A 10077-nucleotide genomic window follows, 5' to 3' on the forward strand; every position below is an offset into this window, starting at 1 on the left:
GGCGGACAACGGCCGTAATCATTCTTGGGCGCATGTGGCTTACAGGCGTGTTGTCGATCGGCTATGGGCTCTTCTCGGCATCTTCCAGAGCCAGGAGTCCGATACCGGTTGTCATCGGTGCATAGTAGAAACGATGGACCTCCTTGACCTCTTCCGTCATGGCGCCGCGCATCACGAACCACATGATGACCTCGCCTCCCTCCGCGCCGGCAGATGTCATGACTTCTTTATGGGAGAGGGCGGTCAGGGCTTCCGGCTCGCTCTGGATACGCTGTAACCACTGGCGATCCCACTCTTCATTGATATGACCGAAGCGTTCGCCGTTGAGCTGGTGCGACAGGCCTCCGGTGCCGACCACGACAACGCGCAGATCTTCCGGGTACGCCTCAACGGCACGACGAATCGCCTGACCCAGCTTGTAACAGCGCTTCCCGGTCGGCAGCGGATGCTGGATGACGTTGACCAGCAATGGTACGACCTTGACCGGCCATTGATCTTCGTCGTGTGTCCATAGCAGTGGCATGGCGGTCAAGAAGCCGTGATCCAGCGCCATCTCCTGACACAGCGTCAGGTCAAACTCATCGGCAACGAGAGAAGTGGCAAGATGCTCTGAGAATGCCGCGTCACCGGGAAAGTCGGGCAGGGGGCGCCTGCCGTAGCCTTCATCGGCCACCTTATAGCTGTCGGCAACGCCGAGGGCGAAGGTGGGATAGCTGTCGAGAAAGAACTCGGTGCCGTGATCGTTGTAGACCAGGATGACCACGTCCGCCTTGACCTCTTCGGCAAGCCAGCGCTTGACAGGCTCATAGCCTTCGAAGAGGGGTTGCCAAGCCGGGTCGGCCTGTTTCTTCTGATCATAGGCGCGCCCGATGGAGGGCACATGGGAAGAGCCGATGCCGGCGACGATCTTAGCCATTAGACGGCTCCTGGAACTTTACGGGTGGCCATGAACTGCTCGTAGCTTTCGCCGCGCATCTGCGCACCGATGGTATACAGGCCGTAGCCCAGCGTGGCGCCGAGTTTGAGAAAGAAGAACAGATTGCCGCCGAGTTGCGTCAGGCGTAGCCAGTCGCGGTCGCGAATGGCCTGCTTCTGCTCTTCCGAAAGGCCATAGCGCGCCATGTAAGCTTCTTCATCGACCTTGAACGCCTCGCGGTTTTCCGGGTCCTTGAGCGAGTTGCACATCTTGTTGATAGGGTATCCCTGACGGGACAAGGCCAGATCGAACACATACGTGCCGGGAATGCCCCAGCGGTCCTGCGTAGCTGACATGGCGAACCTCCATGAAAGAAGTCGGTAAACGCTATGAAAAAAGCGTTCTCCGGCCGGTTTTAATTCATGCCTGGTGTACTGGCATGGCATCGTGAATCGAGCCGATCGGCGCGATGGCATTTCCCGTGCGGCGGCGTCATCTCAGGCTTCCTGGTGCATGACGAAGCGGGCCCGGCGCTCGGCAAAGTGCCAGTTTCCCTGCTCCGCCACGCATATGTCGGCGAATTCGCCGATCATGACGCGTCCCTCGAGGGGCCAGCCAAAATACCCATCCTTGTCGTGCTGGGTATTGGCAGCAAACACTTGCACGTAGCAGTGCACATGGGCGCGTTCAGGGGATTCCACCGTGACCCGGATATTGCTGCAGAAATGTCGCGTAAAGCGGTGCGGTGGGCGTGCCTGGTAAGCGGCGAGAATCGCTTCCCGGCCTTCAATAGGCTCTTCGGGCGCCGTCGGGCGATAAAGCTTGCCTTGGGCCTGAAAGAGTGCGGCAAGGCCGGCATAATCCTGCCGGTCGGTGTAGTCCGCTGCGTCCAGTACCAGGCGGGTACAAGCCCGCTCGATATCGGCCTGCGTTTCGCGAGATTGTGATGGGGTAGTCATTGTTCCTCCAACCAATGGGCTAATGCCGAGGCAACCTCTGCCGGACGCTCCATGGGGCTCATGTGTCCCGACTCTTCGATGACGGTCAGCCGGCTGCGCGGAATCAACTGCGCCATCTCCTCGTGACGGGAAAGCGGGCTCCAGGCGTCTTGGCGTCCACAGACCAACAGGGTAGGGCACTGGATTCTGCCTAGCCCGGAAGTGGCATCCGGCCGTCCCAGAAGGGCTTGAATCTGGGCGGCAAAGATATCGGGGGTCTTGCGCTCGATCATCGCCAGGATGGATTCGATCAGTGCGTCATCGGTCAATCGGTCGAGATGCACCATGCCTTGTACCCAGGTTTCGCCCATGGCGCGCATGCCTTGTTCCCTGGCCTGAGCCAGTAACGCCAGGCGGGCCCGTTCCTCGCGCTCACCCACCGCGTTAGCGGGGCGTGAGCGAAAACCGGTATCCAGCAGGGCCAGATGGCTAACCCGCTCAGGGGCACGTCGGTAAACCTCGAGCGCGACCCGTCCGCCCATGGAATGTCCGGCCAGAGCAAAACGCCCTGGGGCCTGACGCAGCACCCTATCGGCCATGTTGCCAATCGAGTTGGCCATGCCATAGTCGGGAACATGGCAGCGCATCGAGGGTAGGCGACTGATTTGCCCGGACCACACGGCGTCATCACAGAGCAGCCCCGGCAGTAGCAGCAGGTCGGTAGTCATGGCGAGAGCCCCTTGTCATGCCCCGTTACTAAAGATTTTCCGGCCCAGACGGCGCGTGGAATGCAGAGATTTCCTTCAAAAAGCAGGCGCGCGGTGCGCAGCAGACCGGCACGTTCGACGTGGCCCTGGGCATCCAAGGTCAGTTCGACGGTAAACTCGCCGGTCGGATGCTCGATCGACAAACGTCTGCAGGTGCCTGCTGGAAGACGCGCCGTCTCGGCCGCCACGGAACCGGGTAGCAGACAAGCCGTGGCGACACTGACGGCACCCAGAACGCCGATTGCTTCATGACAACGATGAGGAATGAAGGTCCGTGTTGCCAAGGTGCCATCGCCCTGTGGCTCGGCAACCAGTGACATCTTGGGGACGGTACGCTGGCTGACGTCGCCAAGGTTCATACGCAACCCCGCCTCGAGCCGGATACGCTCGAGGCGGGTCTTGAGAGGCTGGTTGTCATCCAGCTCGGTGCAGCTCTCTTTTCCGCTAATGCCCAGGTCCGCCGCGCGCAGCACCACTACCGGCATGCCGTTGTCGATGCAGGTGACCTCGACATCATCGATCAAGTCGCGCGCCTGCCCGGTAGGAAGCAGCGCGCCACAGCTGGAGCCGGCCGTATCCTGAAATTCGATGATCAGTGGAGCGGCAGCGCCCGGCACGCCGGAAATGGTCGCATCGCCGGCATATTCCACTTGCCCGTCGGGTGTGGGCACATGAATGACGGCGATCTGGCCGGTATTGACCATATGCACACGAACCGGCGTCGTGCCTTCTCGCGGGGAAACCAGCCCTCGCTCTAAGGCAAAGGGGCCGACCCCCGCGAGAATGTTGCCGCAATTCTGGCCGTAATCGACACGTGGCTGGTCGACGACGACCTGGGCGAACAGATAGTCGAGATCGGCATCGTCGCGCGTGGGATGGTCAATGATGGCGACCTTGCTGGTCAGTGACGTGGCGCCGCCGAGGCCGTCGATCTGGCGCGTGTCGGGCGAGCCCATCGCCGCCAGCAGTACGGCGTCGCGCTGCGGTGGGTCCTGGGGCAGATCGGTCGCGAGGAAATAGAGCCCTTTGGAGGTGCCACCACGCATCTGCAAGCAGGGGATGCGGGTTTGGCTCATGCCGGTTTCTCCACACCGCCCTCCAGCGCTTCCAGGCTGTCGTAGTATTTCAGCCCCTTCTCGGCCAGACGTGGGCGCATATTATAGATGTCCAGACCCAGCTCACCATTGGCCAGGCGTATCCGCTTCTGCTCTTCCGCATCGGCCCGCTTGCGGCTGGCCTCGATAACGGCCGAGGTCTCCTCACGGCGCACGATAACCACGCCATCATCGTCGGCAACCACGATATCGCCGGGATTGACCCATTGGCCGGCGCAAATCACCGGGACATTAACCGAGCCGAGCGTCTCCTTGACCGTGCCCTGGGCATGCACGGCACGCGACCATACACAGAATCCCATCTCGCGTAGGGTACGTGTATCCCGGACGCCGGCATCCATGACCAAGCCACGTACACCTCGCGCCTGTAGGGAGGTGGCGAGCAAGTCACCGAAATAGCCGTCGATGCAAGGAGAGCGAGTGGCGACCACCAGGATGTCGCCCGGCTGGCACTGCTCCACGGCGACATGGAACATCCAGTTGTCACCGGGCGCGACCAGTGCCGTCACTGCCGAGCCGCTGATACCATGATCCTGTTGGATGGGCCGAATGGCGGGATCGAGCAGGCCCTTGCGGCCCTGAGCCTCGTGTACCGTGGCGACACCGTAGCCGCCCAGCTCATCGATCAATGCTGTATCAGCACGGGGAAAGTTGCGTACTACCACTCCGGTCCTATCAAGGGAACGACTCATGACAGATCCTCTGTGACGCGGGGGAAGATACTCTGATAACCCTCGGCATACTGGATATTCTTGCTCGAGGTGATGCCGATATTACGCTTGGCTTGTACGCCGCGCTGAAGAGCGACACGCGTATAGTACTCCCAGAGATGCTCCTGGCCAGCCATGCACTGAATGGCGCGGTACTTGTCTTCCCAGACTTCCGTGATATCGAGCAGTACATCGGGGCGCCACTCGCACTGCTCCGGCTGGTGCGGCTCAAAGCAGTATACCGGGGGGGCGCCAATAATTTTCTCGCCCGGGTTGTGGCCTTCGGCCTGGGCAATAATACGGGCTTCCTGGGCAAGATTCGTCGCCAGAGGGTGATCGTAGTTGTAGGGATCCTTCAAGGAATGCGTGAGCACGAAACTCGGCTGTACGCGGCGATAAACGTCGACCAGGCGAAACAGCGTTTCCTTGTCGGCCCGCATGGGATAGTCGCCAATATCGAAGAACTCTACGCTGGCCCCCAGCTCCCTTGCGGCAGCCTCGGCCTCGTCGCGACGCGCGGCCTTGACCTTTTCTTCGGTCATGTCGCCCTTGCGCCAGAGTTTTGCAGACTCGCCGCGCTCGCCGAAGGATAGGCAGACGATATGCATGGCATAGCCTTGTCGTGCATGCAGGGCGATTGCACCGCCGGCGCGCCATACGAAGTCTGCAGAGTGTGCGCTGACCACCAAGCCTGTACGTGCTTCTCGTGCGGCATTCATTGTCAAAACCTGTTCTTGAGCGTCGATGCCGTTATCCTGTCATCCTCTGCCGAGAGCGAATAATGCCTTTCCTCTGTACGGATATGCGTTTTGCTTATGCGTACCGTGCCTTCTCGGTTAGCCCATGCTCCGATATGGGCATATCGGAAATGTTATGTATCCGGCATGCTGGGCTCCGGTTGTGTGTACTGAGGCAGGGTCATGTTAGAAACGCGTATCGATTCCTTCGCATTCGAGCCCAACATGCGCCGCCTGCGCGCGGTGGTCGCAGTCGCCGAGGCGGGAGGTGTCATGCGTGCGGCCGAGCTGCTGCATCTCTCCCAGCCTGCCGTCACCCGGGCGGTACGCGACCTGGAGAAAGAGCTGGGGCTGGAACTCTTCGAACGCCATCGCAGCGGTATGCTGTGCACCCGTGCGGGGGAGATCGTCCTGCATCGCTTTCGGCGGGCTCTACGACAGCTGGCCAATGCCGAGCAGGCGTTGATGGCGCTCCAGCCGGAAGGCTACTTCGAACGCTTGGCGCAGCGCTTGTCTTATCGGCAACTGACGGTCCTTGCCGCCATTGCCAATTTCCACAATGAGCCCCTGGCAGCCGAGGAGCTGGGGCTAACCCAACCCGCCATCAGCGGCAATCTGCGTGACCTGGAACGCCAACTGGGCGTCGCGCTGTTTCTTCGCACGCAACGGGGCATGCTGGCGACGGATTGCGGCGCCGTGCTGATTCGCCATGCAAAGGTCGCTCTGCGTGAAATTGCCCTGGTCAGCGACGATCTTTCGGCTTGGCAGGGGCGAGCCAGAGGGCATGTCGTTATTGGCACACTCCCTTTATCGAGCTCACTGCTGGTCCCTCAGGCGGTCGATACCCTGCTGAAGGAGCTGCCTGGCCTGCATGTCACCATCCTGGACGGGACTTACGATGCCCTGTTCGAGTCACTGCGTAGTGGCGAGATCGATATTCTCATTGGAGCGCTGCGGCAGGCCAGCCTGAGCGAAGATACCGTTCAGGAACGGCTCTTTAACGACCGCCTGGCAGTCGCCGCTCGTCACGATCACCCCCTGACCCGCCATGCTTCACTGACACTTCGCGACCTGCTCGACGCGCAGTGGGTGGCGCCGCGTCGGGGGACGCCCGCGCGACGAAGTTTCGAACATGAATTTCGTTCTGCAGGGCTGGAGCCGCCAGAGATCGTCGTCGAGGCGGGCAATCTGAGTACGATCCGCACCCTGCTGATGGATAGTGACCGGGTTACGCTAGTGTCTCCTCACCAGGTTCATTTCGAAATCGAGAGCGGACAACTGGCCCTGCTCCCCATTCAGTTGAAGGGGACGCTGCGTCCCATCGGGATCACGGTTCGGGCGGACGAATCCCCCACCCAGGCACTGCAGGTGCTGCGTCGTGTCCTGTTCGACATTGGACGACGGATGGGCAGCCGCAACTGAAAGGCGAATAGCAAAAACGTATACCAAAGCGTCGGTTTTGAATTTGTTGCCCGTAGTGACGAGAAGATAGGGTGCCTGAAGCGTTATCGGAGCCCAGGCTCTTTTATAGCCCTACGACAATACCGAGACGACGACAAAATTATAAATGAGGAGCCGCCAGGATGAACAAGAAGTCCAGAATGAAAAAAACGATGCGTCGCGCCCTTCTTTCCTTTGCTGTAGGTGCAGCATTTACCCTGAATGCCGGCATGAGTTCAGCCGAAACGCTTAAATTGGCCCACTTCGTTTCGCCTGCCCATATCGTCAATAGTTCGATTGCCGACCCTCTGAAGCAGGGCGTGGAAGCCGATACCAACGGCGATCTGCAAATCAGGGTCTACCCCGGCGGTGAGCTGGGCTCCGGTCCTACTGAGCAATATGTCCGTGTCCTCCAGGGCGTGGCGGATATTGCCTGGGGTCTTCCCGGGTACACGTCGTCCCAGTTTACCAAGTCGATGGTCGTGGAGCTTCCAGGGGCGATTCCGGAAGGCATGAGCGGCTATGAAATGCTGTGGAACGCCTACGATGACCACCTGAAAAGCGAATTTCCGGGTACCAAGCCACTGGCGCTGTGGGCAAGCGAACCTAACGTCTTCATCATGAAGGACAAGCAGATCCGCTCGCCCGAAGATCTCAAGGGTCTCAAGATTCGCGTCTCCGGCTGGATGACGGCCGAACTGATCAATGCCTATGGCGGTACCCCGGTCCAGATGAGTGCCGGTGAGGTCTATAACGCCCTGCAGACCGGCCTGATCGATGGACTCGTGACCGGCGCCAGTGCCATTCAGGACTTCAAGCTCGACGAAGTCGCCAACTCCTACTCCGTGGGAGCCCCGCTGGGCCACATCATGTTCTACCTGGTCATGAACCAGAAGAAATACGACGGACTCTCCGACGAACAGAAAGCCGCGATCGATGCCAACAGCGGCATCGAACTGTCGCGCAGCGGCGAGCAGGGGTGGAATCAGCGCGCCCAGGAGACCCTGGAGGCCGTGGCCGCCGAGCCTGAAAATACCGTGATCGAGCTGAGTGACGCCGAGATCGCCAAGTTCGAGGAAATTTCCAATTCCTTCCGCGAAAGGAAACTCGAAGAGATCGATGCCGTTGATGTGCTGAATGCCATGCAGGGCCAATGACAGGCAACCCGGTCAGGTGAAACGTATGGTCTCTTCCCGACACATTAACCAGATCGTGGACAGGCTGATAGGCCTGTCCAGCATCATTGGCACCCTGTCACTGATTTTTGCGGTCGTCGTCACGCTGGTCGATGTCATCGGCCGACTCGTCGGCTTTCCGCTGACAGGCGCACAGGACCTCTCCCAGATGTCGATGGTGATCATCGTTTTCGGCGGTATGGCGCTTTGCGACAAGCTGGGAGGCAATATCGCCGTGGACATATTCGAGGACAAGTTTCCGCGAAGGATGAACCGCTGGCTGGATATCATCGGTTGGCTGACCGGGGCGGCGATCTTTTTCGCCATTGCTTACACCATGGTGGAAGCGGCTGCACTCGCCCGATTGCTCAACCTGAGCACGAATACCATCGGCCTGCCCAAGGCGCCTTTCCAGTACATTCTCGCAGGTTTTGCAACGTTGACGGCACTTTCCATGTTGGTGCGGTCGGTTGCGCATATCCTGTCGCCCGACGCCGACTACAAGCAAGCCCATGAGGAAGAGTTATGAGTACCGAGTGGATCGGCGCCCTGGGCATCCTTGTCCTGTTAGTTCTTCTTGTCCTGAGAATCCCGGTTGCCTTCTCAATTTTTGTCGTAGGCATGGGAGGGGTGGCGATTCTGGATAGCCCAAGCTCGGCGCTTAGCCTGCTGGCCAGCGAGACGTTTACGCTAGCCTCCAATGCCGAGCTGATCGTGATACCTCTGTTTATCCTGATGGGCAATGTTGCGACGGAAGCGGGCATGAGCCGTAAACTTTACGATGCCGCCTATGCCCTGATCGGCTCTATCCGTGGCGGGTTGGCGTCAGCTACCGTTGTCGGCTGTGCCGGTTTTGCCGCACTTTGCGGTTCCTCCGTCGCGTCTGCACTCACGATGGGGCGGGTATCGCTGGATGAAATGAAGCGCTACAACTACAGCTCCAAGCTGTCGACCGGCGCCGTCGCCGCCGGAGGCACGCTGGGGATTCTCATTCCGCCTTCGACGGGCTTCGTCATCTACGCCATCTTGACTCAGCAGTCCATTGGACGGCTATTTCTGGCAGGGGTGCTGCCGGGGCTGATGCTGTGCCTGCTGTTCGTCATCACCATCACGCTCATGTCGACCCTGAAGCCTGCCCTTGCCCCCGCCGGGCCGAAGACCTCACGGCGGGAGAAGATGGATGGCGTGCTGGGGGCGACACCGATTCTCTTCGTCATCCTGCTGACCATTGGCGGTATCTACACCGGGATCTTTTCGCCGGTGGAGGCGGCGGCGGTAGGGGCAGGGCTCATGGTCCTGTTCGGTGCGGTGATGCGCAAACTGACGCTGGCTTCGTTCTGGCGCGCTGCGCAAGGGTCGATTTCGACGACCGCCACGGTCATGCTGATCCTCATCGCCGCCCATATGCTCAACCCCTTCCTGGCGCTCAGCCACATTCCCCAGGCGCTGGGCGATTACCTCGCCTCGCTGGCTATCGGCCCTTATGGTGTGCTGCTGCTGATCCTGGCCTGCTACCTGGTGCTGGGCTGCTTCCTGGAGGGCTTCGCCATGCTGGTGCTGACCATGCCGATCTTCTTTCCCGTCATCACCGCGCTGGGCTTCGACCCTATCTGGTTCGGCGTACTGGTGGTCTTGACGCTCGAGATGGGGTTGATCAGCCCGCCGGTTGGCGTGAACGTCTTCATCGTCAAGTCGGTGGCCCCGCAGGTGCCGTTAAAGGATATCTTCGTCGGCGTCATGCCTTTCTGGCTGGTCATGATCGTCGCCATACTGTTGATGATCGTTTTCCCCGACATTGTGTTGGTGCTGCCTAACGCAATGATGGGCTAGAGAAGGAGGCCTCACGAAGGCTGATAGCAGGACATTAGTACAATCAACAATATTCGAGGATAAAGGAGCCGAACATGACAAGTAATCGCGGCGTCGTTTATGTCGGGGCCGGCAAGGTCGAGGTGCAGGACATTGCCTACCCGAAAATGGAAACGCCCCAGGGCCGGCCCATCGAGCACGGGGTGATCCTGAAAGTGGTTTCCACCAATATCTGTGGCTCCGACCAGCACATGGTACGTGGCCGCACCACGGCGCCCTCGGGCATGGTGCTGGGCCACGAGATCACCGGCGAGGTCATCGAGAAGGGCAAGGACGTCGAGTTTCTCGATATCGGCGATCTCGTCTCGGTCCCCTTCAACGTGGCCTGCGGCCGCTGTCGCACCTGCAAGGAAGGCCATACCGGCGTGTGTCTGCACGTCAACGACGATCGGGCCGGCGGCGCCTATGGT

At 60.1% G+C, this 10077-nt stretch carries 12 protein-coding genes; 5 read left to right on the top strand and 7 right to left on the bottom strand.

From position 1 onward, the window contains the following. Window positions 1-61: 61 nt before the first annotated feature. From ACW4DH_RS06315 to galB, 7 genes are all read right to left on the bottom strand, one after another. Window positions 62-916, bottom strand: a complete 855-nt coding sequence (locus tag ACW4DH_RS06315; protein WP_459635508.1) for a class III extradiol dioxygenase family protein — start codon at window positions 914-916, stop codon at window positions 62-64. Next, on the bottom strand, window positions 916-1272 hold the full coding sequence (locus ACW4DH_RS06320) for a protocatechuate 3,4-dioxygenase (RefSeq protein WP_459635509.1): 357 nt from the start codon (window positions 1270-1272) through the stop codon (window positions 916-918). The genes ACW4DH_RS06315 and ACW4DH_RS06320 overlap by 1 nt, the downstream gene beginning before the upstream one ends. Before the next feature lie 141 nt (window positions 1273-1413). Continuing rightward, window positions 1414-1875 carry a nuclear transport factor 2 family protein gene (locus ACW4DH_RS06325; RefSeq protein WP_459635510.1) on the bottom strand — a complete coding sequence of 154 codons (462 nt, stop codon included), beginning with the start codon at window positions 1873-1875 and terminating at the stop codon, window positions 1414-1416. Next, window positions 1872-2582: an alpha/beta fold hydrolase gene (locus ACW4DH_RS06330; protein ID WP_459635511.1), complete on the bottom strand. Its 711-nt coding sequence runs from the start codon at window positions 2580-2582 to the stop codon at window positions 1872-1874. Before ACW4DH_RS06330 ends, ACW4DH_RS06325 begins: the two co-directional genes overlap by 4 nt. Beyond that, complete coding sequence (locus ACW4DH_RS06335; RefSeq protein WP_459635512.1) at window positions 2579-3697, bottom strand: 4-oxalomesaconate tautomerase; 1119 nt, start codon at window positions 3695-3697, stop codon at window positions 2579-2581. The genes ACW4DH_RS06330 and ACW4DH_RS06335 overlap by 4 nt, the downstream gene beginning before the upstream one ends. Next, window positions 3694-4428 carry a 4-carboxy-4-hydroxy-2-oxoadipate aldolase/oxaloacetate decarboxylase gene (locus ACW4DH_RS06340; protein WP_459635513.1) on the bottom strand — a complete coding sequence of 245 codons (735 nt, stop codon included), beginning with the start codon at window positions 4426-4428 and terminating at the stop codon, window positions 3694-3696. The genes ACW4DH_RS06335 and ACW4DH_RS06340 overlap by 4 nt, the downstream gene beginning before the upstream one ends. Further along, complete coding sequence (gene galB, locus ACW4DH_RS06345) at window positions 4425-5165, bottom strand: 4-oxalmesaconate hydratase (RefSeq protein ID WP_459635514.1); 741 nt, start codon at window positions 5163-5165, stop codon at window positions 4425-4427. The genes ACW4DH_RS06340 and galB overlap by 4 nt, the downstream gene beginning before the upstream one ends. Window positions 5166-5366: 201 nt before the next feature. On the opposite strand from galB, the gene ACW4DH_RS06350 reads away from it, so the two are divergent. The 5 genes from ACW4DH_RS06350 to ACW4DH_RS06370 form a co-directional block, all read left to right on the top strand. Then, window positions 5367-6605 carry a LysR family transcriptional regulator gene (locus tag ACW4DH_RS06350; RefSeq protein WP_459635515.1) on the top strand — a complete coding sequence of 413 codons (1239 nt, stop codon included), beginning with the start codon at window positions 5367-5369 and terminating at the stop codon, window positions 6603-6605. 248 nt (window positions 6606-6853) lie between these two features. After that, window positions 6854-7780, top strand: coding sequence for a TRAP transporter substrate-binding protein (locus ACW4DH_RS06355; RefSeq protein ID WP_459635516.1), 927 nt, complete (start codon window positions 6854-6856; stop codon window positions 7778-7780). A 25-nt stretch (window positions 7781-7805) separates the two neighbouring features. Continuing rightward, window positions 7806-8327 (top strand): TRAP transporter small permease, encoded by a 522-nt coding sequence (locus ACW4DH_RS06360; RefSeq protein WP_459635517.1) that lies wholly within the window; start codon window positions 7806-7808, stop codon window positions 8325-8327. Beyond that, on the top strand, window positions 8324-9628 hold the full coding sequence (locus tag ACW4DH_RS06365; protein WP_459635518.1) for a TRAP transporter large permease: 1305 nt from the start codon (window positions 8324-8326) through the stop codon (window positions 9626-9628). The genes ACW4DH_RS06360 and ACW4DH_RS06365 overlap by 4 nt, the downstream gene beginning before the upstream one ends. A gap of 74 nt (window positions 9629-9702) precedes the next feature. Continuing rightward, window positions 9703-10077, top strand: a 375-nt coding sequence (locus ACW4DH_RS06370) for an alcohol dehydrogenase catalytic domain-containing protein (protein ID WP_459635519.1), incomplete at its 3' end; no start/stop codon positions are given.

This window comes from Halomonas sp. WWR20, assembly GCF_054602495.1.